This is a genomic window from Flavobacterium sp. K5-23 (genome assembly GCF_023278045.1).
GTDB lineage: Bacteria > Bacteroidota > Bacteroidia > Flavobacteriales > Flavobacteriaceae > Flavobacterium.
This window is the reverse complement of sequence record NZ_CP056783.1, coordinates 3,023,732-3,046,585: the sequence shown is the minus strand read 5'-3', so window position 1 is coordinate 3,046,585 and position 22,854 is coordinate 3,023,732. Positions and strand designations below refer to the sequence as shown.

Below are 22,854 nucleotides of genomic sequence, written 5' to 3'. Positions count from 1 at the left end.
AAGAACTACTGTCAGCTAATAGACAAAAAAAAACAATACTATAAAAGAAAAAAGCAACTTAAATTGTCTAATATAACTGAATATTGATTTGTTAATAAATCATTGAAATAAGTAGAGAGAAAAGCTTTTAAAAATTTCAAAAATACGTATATTGGCATGTTTTGAAACTAATATAATTATTTAATATAACAACTTATGTCTGAAGGAGAAAAGTTAATTCCTATTAACATAGAAGATGAAATGAAAACAGCCTATATCGATTATTCGATGTCGGTAATTGTATCAAGAGCACTTCCAGATGTTAGAGATGGCTTGAAACCAGTACATCGAAGAGTATTGTTTGGAATGCATGATTTGGGGGTTAACTCAAGATCTGCTCACAAAAAGTCTGCAAGAATTGTCGGAGAAGTTTTAGGTAAGTATCACCCACACGGAGATACTTCTGTTTATGACGCCATGGTTCGTATGGCTCAAGAATGGAGTATGCGTTATTTATTGATTGATGGTCAAGGTAACTTTGGATCGGTTGATGGAGATAGTCCAGCAGCGATGCGTTATACTGAGGCTAGAATGCGTAAAATTTCTGAAGAAATTTTGGCTGATATAGATAAAGAAACGGTTGATTTTAAATTGAATTTTGATGATACTCTAGAAGAGCCAACGGTTATGCCCACTCGTGTTCCTACCTTATTAATTAATGGTGCAACAGGAATTGCAGTAGGTATGGCAACGAATATGCCACCTCACAACTTAACTGAGGTAATCAACGGTACGTTAGCGTTTATGGACAATAACGATATCGAGATTGATGAATTAATGACTCATATCAAAGCTCCAGATTTCCCTACTGGAGGAATAATATATGGGTACGAAGGAGTTCGTGAAGCATTTAAAACCGGTAGAGGTAGAATTGTAATGCGTGCCAAAGTTGGTTTTGAAGAAGTGGATGGTAGAGAATGTATCATCGTAACTGAAATTCCATACCAAGTCAATAAGGCTGATATGATTAAGCGTACTGCTGATTTGGTTAACGATAAAAAAATTGAAGGTATTGCAAACATACGTGATGAATCAGATAGAAACGGTATGCGTATCGTTTATATTTTGAAACGCGATGCAACGCCTAATGTGGTATTAAATACCTTATATAAGTATACTCAGCTACAATCTTCTTTTAGTGTAAATAATATTGCAATTGTAAAAGGTCGTCCTCAAATGTTAAATTTGAAAGATCTAATTCACTATTTTATTGAACACAGACACGATGTGGTGACTCGCAGAACGCAATTTGAATTGAAAAAAGCGGAAGCAAGAGCTCATATATTAGAAGGTTTGATAATTGCTTCAGATAATATTGACGAAGTAATTGCTTTAATCAAAGCTTCAAAAAGTACAGAAGAGGCAAGGGATAAATTAATTGAAAGATTTAATTTATCTGACATTCAATCTCGTGCTATTGTAGAAATGCGTTTACGTCAATTAACTGGACTTGAACAAGATAAGTTGAGAAGTGAATATGACGAAATTATGAAGTTAATAGAGCATTTAAGAGCTTTATTAGCTGATGTAAATCTAAGAATTGCTTTGATAAAAGAAGAGCTTGTTGAAATTCGTGATAAATACGGTGACGAACGTCGCTCGAAAATAGAATATTCCGGTGGAGATGTAAGTATCGAAGATTTAATTGCAGATGAGAATGTGGTAATTACAATTTCTCATGCAGGTTATATTAAACGTACCAACTTAACGGAATATAAAACTCAAAATAGAGGAGGAGTAGGTCAAAAAAGTGCTGGTACAAGAGATCAAGATTTCTTAGAGCACATGTTTGTCGCTACAAATCATCAATATATGATGTTCTTTACCCAAAAAGGAAAATGTTTCTGGATGCGTGTATTTGAAATACCAGAAGGAAGTAAAACTGCTAAAGGTAGGGCGATTCAAAATCTTGTAAATATTGAAAGTGATGATAAAGTGAAAGCTTTTATTTGTACTCAGGATTTAAAAGACAAGGATTATATCAATAGCCATAATTTGATTATGGTGACTAAAAAAGGTCAGGTTAAGAAAACATCTTTAGAGAAGTATTCTAAACCTAGAGTAAATGGAGTTGCTGCAATTACAATTAAGGAAGGCGATGAATTATTAGAAGCTAAATTGACTAATGGTGAAAGCCAAATTATATTAGCTGTTAAATCTGGTAAGTTAGTTCGATTTGAAGAAACCAAGACTCGTCCTATGGGAAGAACAGCTTCTGGTGTACGCGGAATTACTTTAAAAGATGATACGGATGAAGTAATTGGCATGGTTACTGTTAATGATATGAATAGTGAGATCCTTGTCGTTGCCGAAAACGGTTATGGAAAGCGCTCAAGCTTAGATGAATATAGAATTACAAACCGTGGAGGTAAAGGGGTTAAAACCTTAAATATTACTGAAAAAACAGGTAGTTTAATTTCTATAAATGCCGTTACAGATGCTGATGATTTAATGATCATTAACAAGTCAGGATTAACAATTAGAATGGCTGTAGAAGACTTGAGAGTTATGGGACGTGCTACTCAAGGTGTTAAACTTATCAATATAAAAGGGAAAGATTCTATTGCTGCGGTTACTAAAGTTATGAAGGATGACGCAGAGGAAGAAGTAGAAGTTGATGAAGATGGAAATGTAATAGCATCTGAAACAATTGAGCGTGTAAAGCCAGTTTTAGAAGTCTTAGAAGATGAAGGCGGAGAAGACGATGATGATGAAGATGATTCTGAAGAAGAAGAAATTGAAGATGATTCTGATGAGGATGATTCTGATGACGAAGCTTAACAATATTAGTAATTAAAATAAATTTAAACATAATTGTAAATACCATGAAGATTAAAAATGTAATACTATCGTCGGCATTATTGATGTCAGTAGCTACTTTTGCGCAAAAAGATGAAATTAAAGCTGCAGAAAAGGCATTTAAAAAAGGAAACGCTCAAGAAGCTATAACTATTTTACAAGGAGCTGAATCCCTTATTTCAAACGCATCTGATTCTGAGAAAGCACAATTTTTCTTTGTAAAAGGGAACGCTTTTTTAGATTTAGCAAATAAAAACATTGAAACAGATAAAAATTTATCTCTTGCGGCAAGTGCTTTTCAAGATTTAATTGAGGCTGAAAAAGCTTCTGGAAAGTCTAAATACTCAACTGAGGCTGCCACTTCAATTACTTCAATAAAATATAAATTGATTAACGGAGCTATTGCTGACTCTAAAGTTGATAAATTTTCAGGAAGTGCAAAAAAATTGCATGATGCTTATCTATTAGATAAAAAAGACACTCTAAATTTATATTATGCTGCGTCTACTTATGTTAATGCTCAAGAATATGATGCGGCACTTAAGTTGTATGATGAGTTGAAAAATTTAAACTATTCTGGAAAAGGAACAAGCTATTTTGCAGTCAATAAATTAACTTCTGAAGAAGATCTTTTTAATACGCTGCAAGAGAGAGATAAAATGGTTAAACTTGGAACTCATGAAAAACCAAGAACTGAAGCTATTCCTTCAAAAAGAGGTGAGATATTTAAAAATATAGCTTTGATTTTAGTTCAAAAAGGTAAGACAGAAGAAGCGAAAAAAGCAATTTCAGAGGCTAGAACTGCTAATCCTGAGGATACTTCGTTAATATTAACTGAAGCAAATTTATACTTAGAGACAAAAGACTTTGTTACTTATAAAAAACTTATTGCTGAAGTTTTAGAAAAAAATCCTAATGATGCGGATTTAATTTTTAATTTAGGTGTTATTAGTGGGAATGCTAAAAATAGTGTTGAAGCTGAGAAACATTACAATAGAGTGATAGAGATTAATCCTAAATATACAAACGCTTATATTAATATGGCTGCTTTGAAGCTAGATGGAGAAGGTGCTATAATTGAAGAAATGAATAAATTAGGAACTTCAGCTAAGGATATGAAGCGATATGACGAATTGAAAGTGAAACGTCAAAACATTTTTAAAAGTGTAATTCCTTATCTTCAAAAAGCGGTTGAAATAGATCCTAAGAATGAAGATGTAACTAAAACTTTATTGAATGTTTATAGTGCTTTGGAAATGACAGCAGAGTATAAAGCATTGAAAGCTAAAATGTAATCTTTGTTTAGAAAATAATAAAAAAGCCATTTAGTTGAAAATCTAAATGGCTTTTTTAATTATATAATTTTTTTTATTACACGGAGTTTGTGTGTGTGCTTATTGATTTCGGGGTTGTATATCCCTAAATGATCTAATCTATCTATTCTAACTTTACCGGAGGCGTGTATAATGTAATTGTTTTCCATTATAATTCCTACGTGTGTAATATTGCCTTCATCATTGTCAAAAAAGGCTAAATCTCCTGGTTCGCTTTCTTCAATAAAACTTAAAGCTTCTCCTTGGGTTGCTTGTTGAGATGCGTCTCGTAAAAGTTTAAATCCGTTTAGTTTGTATACCATTTGGGTAAAACCCGAACAATCGATTCCAAACGGTGTTTTTCCTCCCCATAAATAGGGTGAGTTTAAGTATAGAAAAGCGGTGTTTATTAACTCTTTTTTGTCTTTGACTCCACTAATTTTTGTTCCTTCAAATTCTAAATGGGTAGTATTTATCTCCTTATTCTTTAAAAAAGAAAGGCTTGCCCCTAATGGAATTGGGATTAGTAGGTTTGAAGGTGCGCTTACGTACTCTATTAAATCCGCATTTAGAATAATTGTATCATTAGAAAGTTCAAAGTAATTAGATTCTGAAATAACCTGATACTGTTTAGAGTCCACCCAGCCTTCGTAGTTATCAAATTGCATTTTAATTTTAGACCACTGATTTTGTTTTTCTAAAATTTCAAAATGTTCTCCAAATAATACTTGAGAAACGATTTCGCTTCTATCGCTAGGTTCAGACCTTAGAGGGATTATAGCAAGATTACAAATTCCGAACATTTAGATGCAGTTATGAGTTGTTGTTAAAAAAATAATGGGTTAAAAGTATTAAAACTTATAACCCATTATGTATAAAATAATTAATTAAATTCTTTCAATAACAATTGCCGAAGCTCCACCACCACCATTACAGATAGCAGCTGCTCCAATTTTACCATTATTTTGTTCTAGAACATTTAATAAGGTAACGATTATTCTTGCTCCAGAACATCCTAGTGGGTGTCCTAATGATACAGCACCACCGTTTACATTTAGGTTATTGTTGTCTAGGTTTAAAATTTTTGCATTAGCAAGGCCTACAACAGCAAAGGCTTCGTTAAATTCAAAATAATCAACATCGCTTATAGAAATTCCGGCTTTGTCTAAAGCTTTAGGTAATGCTTTTGCAGGAGTCGTAGTGAATTTTTTTGGCTCTTGAGCTGCGTCAGCATATCCTTTAATGTAAGCTAAAGGTTTTAATCCTAATGAAAGGGCTTTTTCTTCGCTCATTAATATTAAAGCTGCGGCTCCGTCATTAATAGTTGAAGCGTTTGCAGCAGTAACTGTACCGTCTTTTGTGAAAACAGGATTTAATGCAGGAATTTTGTCTAATTTGACATTAGTGTATTCTTCATCTTTAGTAACCATTATTGGGTCACCTTTTCTTTGGGGAACTGCAACAGGAACTACTTCGTTATTAAATTTACCAGCTTCCCATGCTTTGGCAGAGCGCTCATAGGATTGAATAGCGTAGTTATCTTGCTCATCTCTTGTAATATTGTAATCAGTAGCACATGCGTCTGCACAAACGCCCATAGCGTTATTGTCGTATGCATCAGTAAGTCCGTCTTTTTGTAAACCATCTACCATAGTACCTGGTCCAAATTTAACTCCGTTTCTTAAATGCATATAATGAGGAATCAAACTCATATTTTCCATTCCACCAGCAACTACAATTTCGGCATCACCAGATTGAATAGCTTGTGCTGCAAACATTACAGCTTTCATACCTGATGCGCACACTTTATTTACAGTTGTGCATATTACTGAGTCAGGTAACCCTGCAAATACTGCAGCTTGACGAGCAGGAGCTTGACCTACACCGGCCTGAACTACATTACCCATAAAAACTTCATCAACTAGATTAGGATCTAAATTTATTTTATCTAAAGCGCCTTTGATGGCTGCTGCTCCTAATTTTGGGGCTGTTACCGTAGATAATCCTCCCATAAAACTTCCGATAGGTGTTCTAACGGCAGAAACTATAACAACTTTTTTGATCATGATATATATAATGTTGGTTTATCTAGCAAATTTAGTCATTTTTAAGCAATTTCAAATTTTCAATCAACTATAATGATAGAAGTAAAAAAATGATAAATTTTATTTAACGCTATATGTCTGACTATGAATTGATTTAAAAAAAATGCTAAAAAACTTTGAAAAAAAGTCTTGAAATAGTTGTGAGTAATGCAATGATGTGCTACCTTTGCCACCGCAAAAGAGAACAACTTTCTTAACAGCTAGGAGGGGTGCCAGAGTGGTAATGGAGCAGTTTGCTAAACTGTCATCGAGCAATCGGTGCCAGGGTTCGAGTCCCTGTCCCTCCGCTTATTAAATTTGCGATTAGAATAGTAGCATATTCTTAAAAGTGTGTCCTGCAAGTTCAGGTAATATACACAAAAACAATAATGAAATTGTACGGGGTGTAGCGTAGCTCGGTTATCGCGCCTGCTTTGGGAGCAGGAGGCCGCAGGTTCGAATCCTGCCACCCCGACAGAATTTTTTTACATGAGCAATGGAGGCATAGCTCAGCTGGATAGAGCACCTGCCTTCTAAGCAGGCGGTCGAAGGTTCGAATCCTTCTGCCTTCACAAAAACCCCTATAAACTTTCTGTTTATAGGGGTTTTTAAATTTATTTCCCCAATAATTTCACTCCATTCCTTCGCTGTAATTTATATTACACTTATAATAAAACTTCTCTTGATCTCCATACAATTTTTGTGTAAAATTACTCAAACTGACGAAAAAGAAATTGTCCAATAATCTTTACGCTAAGGGTAAGTAAAAGATAATTGTAATTAATCAGGGATTTTTTACGATTTGTATTTCCACAGAGACTATTGTTTATGAGAAATTTCTAACACATGATATCATATGTGTAGATTATCGTTGAATATTGATTTTAAACGATATAATATGGGATTTTATTGTAGTTTTAACGCAAATAATAGGTTAGTTATAAATTAAAAAAATACCACATTGAAAAAAAAATACTCAAATAATCTATTGCTTGCCTTCAGTCTTTTTTTGTCTTTTGTTGCTTTTTCTCAATCGAATCAACAAATCTTTGTAAGATATGGTAGCCCTGCTCTTAATATTCCCTTTAATGGAACAGTGAATTTTGGTTCTTCTACGGAAATCGAATTTTCGATTATTAACGTTCCTGATGGTAACGGAAACCCTTCATTGGTATTGTCAAATCCTGAAGTTACCTTAAATAACACCAACTTTGTAGTGTCATCTCGACCTTCGGATTTTAATATTAAGAAAGGTGAAGTCAGTGTTTTTAGATTAAGAAAAAATAATTTTACTTGTAATAGTTCTGCACAGACTACCATTGTTACTGTGCATTCCAATGCTAAAAATTACCCTTCTTTTACATTTAATATTACTTTTACAAATAAACCATTAATTTCTGTTCTAGGTGGTACCCCAACACAGCCCCTTCCAAATGGGCAAATCATTCCTACATCAGCAACAGGAACGTTATTTGGATCTGTTACTGCTGGTGCGACGGCTACAAGAAATTATGTAATTGTAAATACTGGTACATGTCCCTTAGTGCTTCAAGGTATAACAAGTTTGATATACGACCCTGCAACTGGAACTTCTGGAGGAGTATCTCCTGATTTTTCAATATATATAAATCCGACGCCGTATCCTTCTGCTCCTGGTACTGCTGCTTCTAACATAATTCCTGTAGGAGGAGCATCATATTTTGTCGTTTTGTTTTATCCACAATCTCTTGGTCCTGGTTTAAAGTCGGCATTAATTTCAATTCCCAATAATGACTTGACCAAAGACCCGTATACCTTTGTAGTAAGTGGTGAAGTGTATGATCCAACAATAACTGGTCCTGGAGGGGGAAATCCGGATTTTAGACTATGGCTCAAGTCTACAAGAGGAGTAAATTTAACTACTGGAACTAATTCCGTGCGTCTTTGGAGAGATTTGGGTTCAACAGGTAAAGATGCTACGCAAATTGAAGCTGTAAAGCAACCTACATATATTGATGCAACAAGTGGTAACATAAATTATAACCCTGTGGTAAAGTTTCAAAATAATGGAACAACACTTAATCAATTTATGTATAACATTGATAATGGGTATTATACACATGAAACGTTTATTGTTATGGAGCCTGATGTAACTATTGATGGTTCAACATCTCCAATGACTATCATTTCAGGAACTTCTGCTGCAAATCCATCTTATCCTATAATTTCTGGAGAACATTCAGGAATTGGATTTGGAGATTTTTCAAATCGTTTAACGGGTGAAAGACTGTGGTTTAATCAATGGCAAACCACTACAACAACCCCTTATTTTAGTATAGGGGATGCAACTGGGAATTATTCAAAAGCAGGTATTATCAATACTAGGAATAAAACTACTGTTTCTGAAGGTGTCGAATTATTGTTTAATGCAAATGAAATTGTAACGCCTTTGACAAGTTCAAGTGAACCCTTTTCTAATTTGGGCTACACTGATACAAGTATAACGCCAAATATTTTTAAAGGGACCCCTTATAATATTGGAAAAAACATAAATAGCGGTACCACCTATGGAAATCTTAACGGTAGAGTGGCGGAGTTAATTTCATATGCTTCTCGTGTACTTCCTGAGAATCGCCCAAAGATTGAAACTTATCTTGCCATAAAATACGGTATAACTTTAGGGCTAAACGGAACCAGTACAAATTATATTGATTCTGGAGGAAAAATCATTTGGGAAAGCGGAGCTAATACAGGCTATAATTTTAATATTGCAGGAATTGGTAAGGATATAGGTTCTGATTTAAATCAAAAACAGTCTAAAAGCAGTAATGATCCTAATGCAGTAACCATTGGTTTAGGAGTTATTGCAACAACTAATAATGCCAACATAAATGAATTTAAAAAAGATCGCGATTTTTTAGTTTGGGGATCTGATAATGGTACTTTTATTGAAGCTGGTTCTAATACAATAATAATATCTACGGGACTAACTACGGTGACAACTAGAATAAACAAGAAATGGAAAATTGTAGAAACTAAAACTGATGTAGATGTAGATGTTGAAAATGTATTTGTTGGTATCCCTGTAACTGCTTTTAGTACATTTACAAAAGATGTTAATGAAGAGTATGCTTTAATTGTAAGTGACAATGATAATTTTAACGATGCTGATATCATTGATATAATTCCATTAAAAATTAAGATAGATGCACTTGGAAATCCAATTTTAAATAAAGAAGGGAGTCAAACGTATGAAACTTGGTATGATTTCGACGGAACAAAGTATTTTACTTTTGGGAAAGCTCTTAAAGCAACTCCAAAAGAGGCTATAAATATTAACGCTGCTGGCGATTTTTTAGTTGGTGAATATGCCTTAAATTTAAATAGTGGTTCTTTTACTATTGGTTGTTGGTTAAAAAACAATGTTGCTGTAGTTGCTAATAAAACAATAATGGCTAAAGGTGTTAATTTAGAATTTCGATTAAATAGCGACAAAAAAATTGAAGCTTTATGGGATGGCGTTTCAAAATTTGTTTCAAGAACGGTAATAAATGACGGTTTATGGCACAACGTTGTTGCGGTGTATTATGAAGGTAGTGCTGATCTTTACATTGATGGTATATTAGATTCATCTACTTTTGACCTTACAAATCCATCACCTAATTATTCTAGGTATTCAGTGGGAGCTCTATATGCGAAAAAAGGTGTCATAAACACTCCGTTTTATGGAGAGATTGACGAAATCCATATTTGGAATATGGCTTTAACTTCTAATCAAATTAATTATTTGATGAATCAGGAAATTGAGAAACATAGTGATGGTAATACCAAGGGTAAAATATTGCCACAAAACAGCCCTAGCAATGAGTTTAAAGCGACTCTTTGGAGTGAATTAGTGGCGTACTATGATTTTAATGCCTTTTACGGCACTACTGTAGAAGGATTAACAGGTGATCGTAATTTTTTAAGGATTAAATATTTAAATAAAATCAAGAACATTACGGGAATTCAAACTGCACCGTTGCCATATGAAACTGTTGCTAATGGTGAATGGAATGGTACTAATTCAGGAATGTGGAAAAACGGGGATATACAAACTATTCCAAACTCCAGTTCTTTAGTAACTTACACCAAAGATGTAAATGGATCACCAGTGACTTTTAATTATCTTATAAATGGTAACATCGTTAAAATTAATCATAATGTAACATCAGTAGGGAACAAAACTGTTTTAGGATTGTTTATTGAGGGAACTGATGCAACGATCTATAAAACGCTATCGGCAAATAATAATACAAAAATTCAAGTGTCTAATTATTTAAGATTGGATGGGTTAATTGATTTGACAGGTCGATCCCAGTTAGTACAAACGCTTAATAGTGATTTAGATCCTTTAAGTATTGGATTCATAAAAAGAGATCAGCAAGGAACTTCTAATCGATTTAATTATAATTACTGGTCTTCCCCTGTAGGACCTATAAACGCTACTACAAATAATAATGTTTATACAGTTGCGGGAGTTTTTAAAGATGGTACAACAATAGGAGTTCCTGAAAATATAAATTGGGTTTCGGGCTATGACGGGAGTCAATCTCCATTAAGTCTTGCTAGGTATTGGTTGTATATATTTAAAAATGGTTTTTCTTATGCTAATTGGGATCCTATTAATGAAAACTCACTAATTAATCCTGCTCAAGGATTTACTCTAAAAGGTGCTGGAGCAGTTGATATAGGTAATACAATTACTCAAAATTACACTTTTATTGGGAAACCATATAATGGACTAATTAATGGTAATTCAGTTCTGCCAGACGACTTATTTTTAGTTGGAAATCCTTATCCATCAGCTTTAGATGCCTTTCAATTTATTAGAGATAATGTTTCTATAGCCGAAGGCGGAAATAATACAATTGATATCATAGATGGAACGCTTTATTTCTGGGAACATTCGTCTGCTAATGACACTCATTATCTTGCTGGGTACACTGGCGGATATGCCGAGTTGACTTTAACAGGAGGTACACCCCCATTAGCCCCAATTGGCATTAGTGGAGAAGGGGATAGCAGCAAAATTCCTAATCAATTTATTCCTGTAGGGCAAGCTTTTTTTGTTAATGGATATGAATTTGGTGCTGGTTCTAATGCAATAATTTTCAATAATAATCAACGTTCTTTTGTGAAAGAAGATGGTGTGGACGATATTCCGGTTTCAATATCTAATACGATGTATAAGAGCACCGCAAACAAGAATAAAGACCATTTCAGTGACAATAGTAATGATATAGTTTATAATAATTATAATACTAAAATTAGACTAGGTTTTAATGCTACCAATAAATTGCACAGACAATTATTAATAGGTTTTATGAATGAAGAAGCTACTGACGGAGTTGATGCGGGTTATGATGGTTATCAATTAGACACTCAAGATAATGATGCTTATTTTTTAATAAATGATTTAGAATATTCTATACAAGGTGTAGGAGCATTTGATGCATCAAAAACCTATCCTTTGGGAGTTAAAATGGATACAAAAGGTACAGTTCAATTTATGGTTGACGATGTTGAATTTTTACCTTCGAATGTTAACATATATATACATGATAAAACTGCTTCTGTTTTTTATAATATAACAAAACAGGCTGTTGATTTTAATTTAGAATCCGGGGACTATAATTCACGATTCGAATTAGCATTTAAAATAGAAAATCAAGGTACAGCTTATGGTAATGGATTACCTGAGACATCGATTATGGTCTATAATTTAGATTCACAAAACATATTGAATATCGTTAATAATTCCAAAGAGAATATTAAAGAAGTTTCAATTTATAATGTTTTAGGGCAGCGTCTTATTGCTGTAGATAACACAAAAGACACTAATTCTATAAAAATTCCTTTCAATGTTCAAAAAGGACTTTATATTGTCAAAATAGTTACTGATACCAATGTGGTGAGTAAAAAAGTAATTAAGAAATAATTACACTTTTCAAATTTTTATAAAAGTGACACTAGAAATAGTGTCACTTTTTGTTTTAAATCCTTTCTATTATCCTAATTTTATAAAAAATAGTATTATGAGAAATCACTTCAAGCCTTTTTTAGTATTCGTTTCTTTCATTGTTTGTTTTTCATGTAAAGCACAAGTACCATTAGTGTCATTAATTGAAAATACAAATCATACTGTTGTTTCCGATACTACATTTGTAAATCTTAAAGATTATAGTGCTGATTTTGTTTACGATATGAAATATGCTACAACAGATAATTTTTTAAATGCCAAGGTGTATGATTGCGCAGAATGTTATTTGAGGTTGAAAACTGTTAATGCATTGATTGAAGCCAATAAAAATTTTATGGATAAAGGCTATAAAATAAAATTATATGATTGTTACAGACCTTTGGATATTCAAAAAAAAATGTGGAATATAGTTCCTAATCCTGAGTATGTTGCTAATCCAAGTAAAGGGTCAATTCATAATAGAGGAGGAGCGGTTGATATTACCTTAGTCGATAGAGAGGGTAAAGAGCTTGATATGGGGACTCCTTTTGACTTTTTTGGTATAGAAGCCAGTCATGGATATTTAAACCTTACTGAGGAGGTTAAAAAGAACAGAATATTACTTAAAAATATAATGAAGAGGTATGATTTCAATTCATTTGATTCTGAGTGGTGGCATTATAATCTACAATCGGCATTAAAAGACAAAGTTTCTAATGCCAAATGGGATTGTGATTAGTTTATTCGATACAATGTAAGTTATCGATAAAATAATTTTCAGGTTTGTATATTTGATTGTTTAGTTCTGATAGGAATTCTTTTTTAATAATATGATCTTCCGTATCCGTCAAGTATTTAATTCTCATCATAGAAACAGGAGAGTTTTTTAATTCTTCAAAACTATCTTTCATAAACATAAAGCTTCCAGATAAAAACCTGTTGTCAAAACCTTTGTCATCTCTTATAAGACTTCCACAACTTTCCTGATCAATATGCAACAGAGTGATTATTTTACCATTATTTAACTGTAAAAATAATTTAGAGTTTTTATCAAAGCAATTTGCTTTCATGAATTCTTTACTCTTTTGAATAAGTTGCACATTTAATGTAGGCATTCCGTCTGTTGAAACTAACGAATAAAATATATAACTGGTATTCCCTCCAAAATTTTTCTCGGAAATCATATATTCAATTGTGGATTTATAGGATCCAATGGAATCACTTACATTCGTGCTGTATTCACATTTATTTTGTGCTATTAAATTAGTCGTTATGAATAAAAGTGCTGTTATAATTAGGTGTTTCATATTTATTTTATTTTGGTGCAAATTAAAACTATTTTATTATTATTTTCATCAGTTGTAAAGAAACAATATACATTTCCGCCTTCTTTTATTTTCCATTTTTTTCGAATGCTTTCCACAGTATCGGGAAAATTACGTGTGGTTATGTTTGCTTTTTTATTTTCCAACTGGTTTTTCATTTCCGTTTTGTTATATGGGAATGAATTTTCAATCTCAAAAACTCTTCCTGGAAAGGGAATAAGAGTAGAAGAAGTGTATAAGTGGGAATGTTTGTGGAGCTTATTAAGCTTGTAGTAGTTGCTTACTTCTTCAAAACCTCCTGATTTCATGATGGCACTGTTAGGTTCGTACAAAAACTTTTGTGGCAAACCATAACTTGGAATTTCCGTTTGTCCATTTAAGATAAAATCAAAAGTCTCTGTTTTATCTTTTAAGATATTTACGGTTTTTATGGTTGTGTCTCCTTTAAAGTCTTTATGTAATTCCCATAATAATTCTTTTACTTCATTTTCCAGTGCTACAATATGAATTGTTTTCACCTGTTTTAATTCAGACAGACCCGCAGTTAAATCAAGTAACGGAGCTGTTTTTATTAATATGGCATCTGAATGTTTAAAATAAAAATCAAGATTGTCGGGAACATTAGGTAAACAATCTTTAAGCATAAAAACCTTCCCTTTGGCATCATTACGTCTGGACGGGTCAATATAAATCCAGTCCCATTTTGTGTTTAATGAAGTTAAAGTCGTTAAGCTGTCATCGGCATAGCAAGTAATGTTTTTTACGCCAAGTTGTTCGAAATTATGCGCTACAATATTTGAAAGTTCAACATTGATTTCGCAATGCGCAACTCTTTTTATTTTTTTAGAGAAATAATAATCATCTACCCCAAATCCTCCAGTCAGATCAATTAAGCTATCCCCGGAAACGATTGTGGATTTGTAAGAAGCTGTCCTTTCGGATGAAGTTTGCTCAATGGAAATTTTACTAGGATAAATAATATTCGAACTATTAAACCAGACAGGGAGTTTTTCTTTTGCTTTTTCTTTTGCTTCAATTTGGTTTAATATCGAAATCCATTCAACTGTTGGAAAAGGATTTTTTTGTAATGCTAATTTTGAAATTGCTATTCCTAAATTTTTTTGAATAAATTCCTGAATTTCAGCATCTAAAATAGGATGAATCAAGGCTATAATTTTTTGGTTAAAATAGAAACAATTTTGTTGTTAGGTAAAAACTCTTTGGCAATAACTTTAATAATAGTAAAAAGAGGGACGGCTATTACCATTCCAAAAATACCAAAAGTAATTCCGCTTATCAAAATAATCAGAAATATTTCTAAAGGATGTGATTTTACGCTTTTTGAAAAAATGATTGGTTGACTAATATTATTGTCAATTGCCTGAACTACTAAGAAACCAAATACTACATATATTGTAGATGGTAGCATTTCAGTTTTAAAATCCATTCCTATAGTGCTAATCATTGTGAGAATTCCTGCAAGAACAGTTCCAATAATAGGACCTATATAGGGTATAATATTTAACAAGGCACACAAAAAAGCAATTATAAATGCATTTTCTCCTCCAAAGATCACTAAAACAATATAATACAGTATAAAAACAACTGACAACTGAACTAATAATCCAATAAAATATCGTGTAAGTAAATAATTTATTTTCTCGATAGAGTTTAAGATTTTTTCTTCATTATTATCAGGAAGGATTTTTTTAATATTCTCTTTAAAATTAATTTGTTCTTTTAAAAAGAAGTACGTAATAAAAAAAACAGAAACTAATCCCAATCCAAAACCGGCTAATAAATCCAAAACAGTATTGATGAAATTAGTGAATAAATTAAAATCTAAGTTGGACGATAGATTAAAATTTTGAATGATTCCTACTAAATCAATATTATATAATTTTAAATAGACTTCTAAATTAGACTCTAATACCTCAAGTTGATTTTTAAGGACATTAGTGTCTAAAAGGGATAAATTTTCTGCCTGAGAAATGATAAGAGGAACAAAAAGAAGGGTAAAACCAATTAATAATAAAATAAAGGTAAACAACGTAGTTATGGTTGCAAATGTATTTTTGAATTTTAATTTTGTTTTTAAAAATTGTAATAACGGATTAGCTATTAGGCAGGGTATTAATGAGATACATAAATAAAGGATGACTATTTTAATTTTATATATAAAAAAGAGTACTAGGCACACTAATATAATTGTTCCAATTGCTCTTAAAATCCCTTTAGATATAACCTTTGATGTAATCATTAATTTTTATTTTGGTTATAAAGATAAAAAAACCCGCTAGTAAATAGCGGGTTTTATTATCTTAAATTAGGAATTAATTAGATTCCGAAACCTGATCTAGCTCCACCTGAAACAAATAAAGCATCCATTCTTGATTTTTGACCATTTGTAAACATATACATACCTGGATCATCAGTATAATCCATATAATTCATAGTCATTTCTACTGGTGTACCAGTACAAGTGCTATAATGAGGGTATGCAGGAACACCATAGTTTGCAGTATTGTGAGTAGGAGTGTCAGAAACTAAATCACTTCCACAAGTTGAATCTCCCCAGATGTGACGTAAGTTCATCCAGTGACCTACTTCGTGAGTAGCAGTTCTTCCTAAATTGTAAGGAGCATTTGCTGATCCTGATAAACCAAAGTATTTAGAGTCAATTGCAACACCATCTGTTGAACTTTTTCCTCCAGGAAATTGTGCGTAACCTAGGATTCCTCCTCCAATTGTACAAACCCACATATTCAATTTTGTGTCTGGTGAAGTTGCATCAATACCACCTCTTTTACCATTTTTCATAGTATCTCTGGTTCCCCAAGAAGATTTTTTAGTTGATTTTCTATTAACTGTTTCTAAAACAAAAGTGATTCCAACATTTGCTTTATCTCCAGAGAATAATGCGGGAACATTATTGTAATCAGAGTTAGCACCATTAAAATCGTCGTTTAAGACATCAATTTGTGATTGAATTTGAGCATCTGAAATGTTTTCTGCAGATGTTTTGTACAATACATTCACTACTACTGGGATTTCAACTTTACCGTTAACTAAACGACCTGTTAACATCGCTTTTTGTGTGAAAGCTTCAATTTGGTTCATTCTAATAGCCAATGTTGGGTCAGCTACTAATTGCGCTTCCAGTACTTCTTGTGAAGCACATCCACGGTGTGCAATTGCACTTGTTGATAAATCTGTAGATTCTGTCTGTTCGTTTTGACAAGAAAATAGCATCATTAATGCTACGGCGGATAAAATAATTTTTTTCATAATACTTTTGTTATAAAAAATTGGTTTTGGTTAGTAATACTGCAATTCTATAATATTTTATTCAAAAATAAAAATAATCAGTAAAAAAAATCGAAATTATTTGCTAATAATGCATTAAATCTCATAGAAATTAGTTTAAAATTGATAATTAAATTTTTGACGATTAAAGCAGTTGTTTTTGGTCAAAAAAACAAGAGGGAGTTGTGTTTGTTGTTTTTGTTTAAGGTATTGATAATCATTAATTTGATTGTTTTTAATTTATGAAAATATTTACTATAAATGATTGAAAAATTGTGTTACGAGAATTGGAAGATTTTTTTTGAATTAAAGATGTTTTGTTACTAATGTCCTTTAGGAATAAAATAAATAAATATTTTTTTTAAATGACAGAAAAATATTAAGAAATAATGACGCTTATTTCGATTATTCCCCATTATAAATTTTTCTATGATTAAGTTCATACTTTATTATTAAGAAGTAATGAATCATACAGGGCTCTAATAAAGTGTTGCTTTTTGTATTATGTAAGCGAAAAGATTAAATTCCAAAAGTAGATCTTGCTCCACCTGAAACAAATAAAGCATCCATTCTTGATTTTTTGACCTGTAGTAAGCATATACATCCCTCTGTCATCAGTGTAAACGATATAATTTATAGTCATTTCAATTGGGGTACCTGTGCAAGTACTGTAGTGTGGATATGTAGAAACTCCGTAGTTAGCTGTATTGTGAGTAGGAGTGTTAGAAACTAAATCATTTCCGTAGATTGAATCGCCCTAAACATGACGTTAATTCACCCACTGACCGACTTCGTGAGTTGCTGTTCTTTCTAAATCGTAAACACCGGAAACTGTTCCCGTCCGGCCAAAAGCATAGTTGTCAATTACAATTCCATTAGTCGCGGCAGCACTGCCTGGAAATTGAGCATACCCTTGAATACTACCACCCATATTGCAAGACCATAATATTCAATGCTGTACTAGGTGAGGTAAGAGCGATTCCTTTTCTTGAAGATTTCATAGCATTGTTAGTTGACCATAAATTTTTTTTATTGACTTTCTTACCACATTTAGCAGTACAAATGGGATGCCTATATTCGATTTAATTTCCGAAAATAAGGATAGGACATCGTAATAATCTTAGTTAGCAGCGTTAAAACTCTCATTTAATACGTCAATTTGTGATTGGATTTGAGTATCAGAGATGCTTTTAGGGCCAGTTCTGTATAAAATATTTACTACTACTGGGATTTAAATCTTGCCACTAACCAAACGAATTGTTGTTATCGTTTTTTGGATAAAGGCTTCAATCTAATTCATTCTAATTGCTAAAGTTGGATCGGTATTCATTTGAGCAGCTAGTACTTCTTGTGTTGCACAACTATGAAGTTTTGTTGAGTTTGAAGCTGTAGTAATTGATTCAATCTCGTCATTTTGTCAAGAAAAAAAGTAATATAATTGCTATTGCGGTTATTTTTTTTAAAAATAGCGGTAAGTTTAATAGGTGTAAAATACTGTTTTTCAGATTTGTTGCTTTAAATATGAGGTTATAATTTGATGTTGGTTATTGACTTAACATAAAATTAGATTATTACCAATATTATAAAGTGGGTAACATTTTTTTATGATTTTTTATTCAAAAAAAAACTCGCTAACAAGTAGCGAGTTTAAATTTATAAGAGTATAATGATATTAGATACCAAATCCTGATCTAGCTCCACCTGAAACAAATAAAGCATCCATTCTTGATTTTTGACCTGAAGTAAACATGAACATACCTCTGTCATCAGTGTAATCCATATAGTTCATAGTCATTTCAACTGGAGTACCTGTACAAGTACTGTAGTGAGGATAAGCAGGAACACCGTAGTTAGCAGTATCGTGAGTAGGAGTGTCAGAAACTAAATCACTTCCACAAGTTGCATCACCCCAAATGTGACGTAAGTTCATCCAGTGACCTACTTCGTGAGTTGCAGTTCTTCCTAAGTTGTAAACACCAGAAACTGTTCCAGTACGTCCAAATGCATTGTTGTCCATAACGACACCATCAGTAGCAGCAGATCCACCAGGAAATTGAGCATATCCAAGGATACCACCACCCATATTACAAGACCACATATTCAATACTGTAGTTGGAGATGTAGGAGCGATTCCTTTTCTTGAAGATTTCATAGCATCGTTAGTTGACCATGAAGTTGTTTTTGTTGACTTTCTTACAATATTCTGTAATACGAAAGTGATTCCAATATTAGCTTTAACACCAGAAAACAAAGCTGGTACGCTATTGTAATCAGAGTTAGTTGCATTGAAATCTTCGTTCAATACATCAATTTGAGATTGTATTTGAGCATCCGAAATGTTCTCAGCAGCAGTTCTGTATAATACATTAACCACAACAGGGATTTCAATTTTACCATTCACCAAACGGTTAGTCAACATAGATTTTTGAGTAAACGCTTCGATTTGGTTCATTCTAATTGCTAATGTTGGGTCAGCAGCCATTTGAGCAGCAAGTACTTCAGTTGAAGCACAACCACGATGTGCAACTGCAGATGTTGCTAAATCAGTAGAATCAGCTTGGTCATTTTGGCAAGAGAAAAGGAACATAACTGCCATTGCGGATAAAAGAATTTTTTTCATAATAATAAAGGGTTTTGTTATAAAATTTTGGTTTGGTTTAATAATGACGCAATTTTATAACATTAGTTTTGAATAAAAAAATTTATTTTATTGAAAATCTAATTCTTATGCTTTTATTTTTATTTTAGAAAAAAAGGAGTTGGGTTTTTACAACTTTTTTTTACAAATAAAAAGGATGTTGTTTATGTTCAAAACTGATTTGTAACCAGCTTGATTTCAAGTAGTTAGTTTTTATTTTTTAAACTCGCTTGTTTCTTGAAATAGATAGTCTAAATATGATTGGCAAATGCTTTAATAATACGCTGTATTTTTTAACTAAAAATAATTTATGAAGTGTATTCTTATGTTTGTATTTAACTTTTTATTAACAGTAATTTTTTAAAGGTGTTTTTGCCTTTTCTTTATTGTGAATCATTGTAAATCCAAGTCAATAATTCTATTTTTTTATTAAAAAAAAATAGAGAATAAATATTTTAAAGTTTGATTAAGAGATGGGCGCAAAGGATTCTTAAGCAGAAAAAAATATATTATTATTATTTTAAAATTTAACGTTAATAATAATGCAAATAAATGTATAAAGTCAATTGAGGTTATTTAAACGACTTAAATTTTTATATCTATTAGAATATATCTATTTAGGATAATTGGGTTGTATTTCAAAAATTGAAAGATTGATTTTTTATTCAAAAAAAAACTCGCTAACAAGTAGCGAGTTTAAATTTATAAGAGTATAATGATATTAGATACCAAATCCTGATCTAGCTCCACCTGAAACAAATAAAGCATCCATTCTTGATTTTTGACCTGAAGTAAACATAAACATACCTCTGTCATCAGTGTAATCCATATAGTTCATTGTCATTTCAACTGGAGTACCTGTACAAGTACTGTAGTGAGGATAAGCAGGAACACCATAGTTAGCAGTATCGTGAGTAGGAGTGTCAGAAACTAAATCACTTCCACAAGTAGCATCACCCCAAATGTGACGTAAGTTCATCCAGTGACCTACCTCGTGAGTAGCGGTTCTTCCTAAGTTGTAAACACCAGAAACTGTTCCAGTACGTCCAAATGCATTGTTATCCATAACAACACCATCAGTTGCAGCAGCTCCACCAGGAAATTGAGCATATCCAAGGATACCACCACCCATATTACAAGACCACATATTCAATACTGTAGTTGGAGATGTAGGTGCGATCCCTTTAGATGCTGTTTTCATTGCATTGTTTGTAGAGAAAGAAACTGTTTTTGTAGATTTTCTTACAATATTCTGTAATACGAATGTAATTCCAATATTAGCTTTAACTCCAGAAAACAAAGCAGGTACGCTATTGTAATCAGAATTAGTTGCATTGAAGTCTTCGTTCAATACATCAATTTGAGATTGTATTTGAGCATCAGAAATGTTCTCAGCAGCAGTTCTGTATAATACATTAACCACAACAGGGATTTCAATCTTACCATTTACTAAACGGTTAGTCAACATAGATTTTTGAGTAAACTCTTCTATTTGGTTCATTCTAATTGCTAATGTTGGGTCAGCAGCCATTTGAGCGGCAAGTACTTCAGTTGAAGCACAACCACGATGTGTAACTGCAGATGTTGCTAAATCAGTAGAATCAGCTTGGTCATTTTGACAAGAGAAAAGCAACATAATTGCCATTGCGGATAAAAGAACTTTTTTCATAATAATAGAGGTTATTTGTTATAGAATATGGGTTTGGTTTATTAATGCTGCAATTTTATAACATTAGTTTTGAATAAAAAAATATTTTTTAATAAAAATATCATTCTTATATTATTTTTTTTATTTTCGAAAAAAAAGGTAGAATTTCACGGCATTTTTTTTCATATAAAAGGATGGTATTTTAAATTCGTCTAAAGGAGCTAAGTTATTGAAAAACAGTTGATTGCGTGTAATTTTAGGTACTTTTAAATCGCGTATTATATTGAAATTAAAAGGGAGTATGTGTATGGTGTTTTCTTTATTAAAACGGATAGTTTGTTTTGAAAAAAAAAACATTTATGAAGTGTATTCTTATCTTTGTATTTAACATTTTGTTAACTTGATTTTTGTTGTTTTATTATTCTGAATCACGACTGATCCAAGTTATTAATTCTCTATATATTTATTAAAGAAACAGAGGAGAAACATTTTAAATTAGATTTGGGAAGTGGAGGAAACTATCTATAAGTAGAGATAATAATTGGTTTATATTTTATAATTATTGGACTAAAACTATAAATCCTTTAGGGGGTGGTTAATTGAATCTAAGACATAATTTTTATACCTATTAGAATATATTTATTTGTATTTAGGATAATTGGGTTTTATTTGAAAAATTGAAAGATTGAATTTTTAATAAAAAAAAACTCGCTAACAAGTAGCGAGTTTAATTTTATTAAGAGTTTGAAGATATTAGATTCCAAAACCTGATCTAGCTCCACCTGAAACAAATAAAGCATCCATTCTTGATTTTTGACCTGAAGTAAACATAAACATACCTCTGTCATCAGTGTAATCCATATAGTTCATAGTCATTTCAACTGGAGTACCTGTACAAGTACTGTAGTGAGGATAAGCAGGAACACCATAGTTAGCAGTATCGTGAGTAGGAGTGTCAGAAACTAAATCACTTCCACAAGTAGCATCACCCCAAATGTGACGTAAGTTCATCCAGTGACCTACTTCGTGAGTAGCGGTTCTTCCTAAGTTGTAAACACCAGAAACTGTTCCAGTACGTCCAAATGCATTGTTATCCATAACAACACCATCAGTTGCAGCAGCTCCACCAGGGAATTGAGCATATCCAAGGATACCACCACCCATATTACAAGACCACATATTCAATACTGTAGTTGGAGATGTAGGTGCGATTCCTTTAGATGCTGTTTTCATTGCATTGTTTGTAGAGAAAGAAACTGTTTTTGTAGATTTTCTTACAATATTCTGTAATACGAATGTAATTCCAATATTAGCTTTAACTCCAGAAAACAAAGCAGGTACGCTATTGTAATCAGAATTAGTTGCATTGAAGTCTTCGTTTAATACATCAATTTGAGATTGTATTTGAGCATCAGAAATGTTCTCAGCAGCAGTTCTGTATAATACATTAACCACAACAGGGATTTCAATCTTACCATTTACTAAACGGTTAGTCAGCATAGATTTTTGAGTAAATTCTTCTATTTGGTTCATTCTAATTGCTAATGTTGGGTCAGCAGCCATTTGAGCGGCAAGTACTTCAGTTGAAGCGCAACCACGATGAGCAACTGCTGATGTTGCTAAATCTGTAGAATCTGCTTGGTCATTTTGACAAGAGAAAAGCAACATAATTGCCATTGCGGATAAAAGAACTTTTTTCATAATAATAGAGGTTATTTGTTA

General features: G+C 32.3%; 14 protein-coding genes and 3 tRNA genes. 7 read left to right on the top strand and 10 right to left on the bottom strand.

Annotation, left to right across the window (positions count from 1 at the left end; genetic code table 11):
• The first annotated feature begins 195 nt into the window (after positions 1-195).
• A complete protein-coding gene (gyrA, locus tag FLAK523_RS13200; protein WP_248904230.1) occupies positions 196-2,820 on the top strand; it encodes a DNA gyrase subunit A in 2,625 nt (874 codons plus the stop codon).
• A gap of 44 nt (positions 2,821-2,864) precedes the next feature.
• A complete protein-coding gene (locus FLAK523_RS13195) occupies positions 2,865-4,133 on the top strand; it encodes a hypothetical protein (RefSeq protein ID WP_248904229.1) in 1,269 nt (422 codons plus the stop codon).
• Between the two features lie 59 nt (positions 4,134-4,192).
• On the opposite strand, the gene FLAK523_RS13190 is transcribed toward FLAK523_RS13195, so the two are convergent.
• Together FLAK523_RS13190 and FLAK523_RS13185 are read right to left on the bottom strand one after the other, a co-directional pair.
• Entirely contained in the window at positions 4,193-4,954 is a 762-nt protein-coding gene (locus FLAK523_RS13190) for a C40 family peptidase (protein ID WP_248904227.1), read from the bottom strand.
• 84 nt (positions 4,955-5,038) lie between these two features.
• Positions 5,039-6,217, bottom strand: coding sequence for an acetyl-CoA C-acyltransferase (locus tag FLAK523_RS13185; RefSeq protein ID WP_248904225.1), 1,179 nt, complete (start codon positions 6,215-6,217; stop codon positions 5,039-5,041).
• 242 nt (positions 6,218-6,459) lie between these two features.
• On the opposite strand from FLAK523_RS13185, the gene FLAK523_RS13180 reads away from it, so the two are divergent.
• From FLAK523_RS13180 to FLAK523_RS13160, 5 genes are all read left to right on the top strand, one after another.
• Positions 6,460-6,543 (top strand) — tRNA-Ser (locus tag FLAK523_RS13180).
• Between the two features lie 92 nt (positions 6,544-6,635).
• Positions 6,636-6,710 (top strand) — tRNA-Pro (locus tag FLAK523_RS13175).
• Between the two features lie 23 nt (positions 6,711-6,733).
• Positions 6,734-6,807, top strand: a tRNA-Arg gene (locus FLAK523_RS13170).
• Positions 6,808-7,196: 389 nt separating this feature from the next.
• Positions 7,197-12,194, top strand: coding sequence for a LamG-like jellyroll fold domain-containing protein (locus tag FLAK523_RS13165; protein ID WP_248904223.1), 4,998 nt, complete (start codon positions 7,197-7,199; stop codon positions 12,192-12,194).
• A gap of 97 nt (positions 12,195-12,291) precedes the next feature.
• The gene (locus FLAK523_RS13160) at positions 12,292-12,954 is read left to right on the top strand and encodes a M15 family metallopeptidase (RefSeq protein WP_248904221.1); all 663 of its coding nucleotides are present in this window, start codon (positions 12,292-12,294) and stop codon (positions 12,952-12,954) included.
• A 1-nt stretch (position 12,955) separates the two neighbouring features.
• On the opposite strand, the gene FLAK523_RS13155 is transcribed toward FLAK523_RS13160, so the two are convergent.
• The 8 genes from FLAK523_RS13155 to FLAK523_RS13120 all read right to left on the bottom strand — a co-directional run bounded on the left by FLAK523_RS13155 (position 12,956) and on the right by FLAK523_RS13120 (position 22,833).
• On the bottom strand, positions 12,956-13,522 hold the full coding sequence (locus FLAK523_RS13155) for a hypothetical protein (protein WP_248904219.1): 567 nt from the start codon (positions 13,520-13,522) through the stop codon (positions 12,956-12,958).
• Positions 13,523-13,524: 2 nt separating this feature from the next.
• Entirely contained in the window at positions 13,525-14,706 is a 1,182-nt protein-coding gene (locus FLAK523_RS13150) for a class I SAM-dependent methyltransferase (RefSeq protein ID WP_248904217.1), read from the bottom strand.
• 2 nt (positions 14,707-14,708) lie between these two features.
• Positions 14,709-15,800 carry an AI-2E family transporter gene (locus tag FLAK523_RS13145; RefSeq protein ID WP_248904215.1) on the bottom strand — a complete coding sequence of 364 codons (1,092 nt, stop codon included), beginning with the start codon at positions 15,798-15,800 and terminating at the stop codon, positions 14,709-14,711.
• A gap of 77 nt (positions 15,801-15,877) precedes the next feature.
• Complete coding sequence (locus tag FLAK523_RS13140; protein ID WP_248904213.1) at positions 15,878-16,828, bottom strand: zinc metalloprotease; 951 nt, start codon at positions 16,826-16,828, stop codon at positions 15,878-15,880.
• A 787-nt stretch (positions 16,829-17,615) separates the two neighbouring features.
• Positions 17,616-17,777, bottom strand: a complete 162-nt coding sequence (locus tag FLAK523_RS13135) for a hypothetical protein (RefSeq protein WP_248904212.1) — start codon at positions 17,775-17,777, stop codon at positions 17,616-17,618.
• A 741-nt stretch (positions 17,778-18,518) separates the two neighbouring features.
• Positions 18,519-19,466, bottom strand: a complete 948-nt coding sequence (locus FLAK523_RS13130; protein ID WP_248904210.1) for a zinc metalloprotease — start codon at positions 19,464-19,466, stop codon at positions 18,519-18,521.
• Positions 19,467-20,205: 739 nt separating this feature from the next.
• Positions 20,206-21,153, bottom strand: coding sequence for a zinc metalloprotease (locus tag FLAK523_RS13125; protein ID WP_248904208.1), 948 nt, complete (start codon positions 21,151-21,153; stop codon positions 20,206-20,208).
• A 732-nt stretch (positions 21,154-21,885) separates the two neighbouring features.
• Positions 21,886-22,833, bottom strand: coding sequence for a zinc metalloprotease (locus tag FLAK523_RS13120; RefSeq protein WP_248904206.1), 948 nt, complete (start codon positions 22,831-22,833; stop codon positions 21,886-21,888).
• Positions 22,834-22,854 lie beyond the last annotated feature (21 nt).

Bases quoted from the DNA above. Each gene is read 5' to 3' on its own strand.
- FLAK523_RS13130 (WP_248904210.1), bottom strand. From the start codon at position 19,466: ATGAAAAAAATTCTTTTATCCGCAATGGCAGTTATGTTCCTTTTCTCT.
- FLAK523_RS13185 (WP_248904225.1), bottom strand. From the start codon at position 6,217: ATGATCAAAAAAGTTGTTATAGTTTCTGCCGTTAGAACACCTATCGGA.
- gyrA (WP_248904230.1), top strand. From the start codon at position 196: ATGTCTGAAGGAGAAAAGTTAATTCCTATTAACATAGAAGATGAAATG.
- FLAK523_RS13155 (WP_248904219.1), bottom strand. From the start codon at position 13,522: ATGAAACACCTAATTATAACAGCACTTTTATTCATAACGACTAATTTA.
- FLAK523_RS13160 (WP_248904221.1), top strand. From the start codon at position 12,292: ATGAGAAATCACTTCAAGCCTTTTTTAGTATTCGTTTCTTTCATTGTT.
- FLAK523_RS13120 (WP_248904206.1), bottom strand. From the start codon at position 22,833: ATGAAAAAAGTTCTTTTATCCGCAATGGCAATTATGTTGCTTTTCTCT.
- FLAK523_RS13195 (WP_248904229.1), top strand. From the start codon at position 2,865: ATGAAGATTAAAAATGTAATACTATCGTCGGCATTATTGATGTCAGTA.
- FLAK523_RS13190 (WP_248904227.1), bottom strand. From the start codon at position 4,954: ATGTTCGGAATTTGTAATCTTGCTATAATCCCTCTAAGGTCTGAACCT.
- FLAK523_RS13140 (WP_248904213.1), bottom strand. From the start codon at position 16,828: ATGAAAAAAATTATTTTATCCGCCGTAGCATTAATGATGCTATTTTCT.
- FLAK523_RS13135 (WP_248904212.1), bottom strand. From the start codon at position 17,777: ATGGGTGGTAGTATTCAAGGGTATGCTCAATTTCCAGGCAGTGCTGCC.
- FLAK523_RS13125 (WP_248904208.1), bottom strand. From the start codon at position 21,153: ATGAAAAAAGTTCTTTTATCCGCAATGGCAATTATGTTGCTTTTCTCT.
- FLAK523_RS13145 (WP_248904215.1), bottom strand. From the start codon at position 15,800: ATGATTACATCAAAGGTTATATCTAAAGGGATTTTAAGAGCAATTGGA.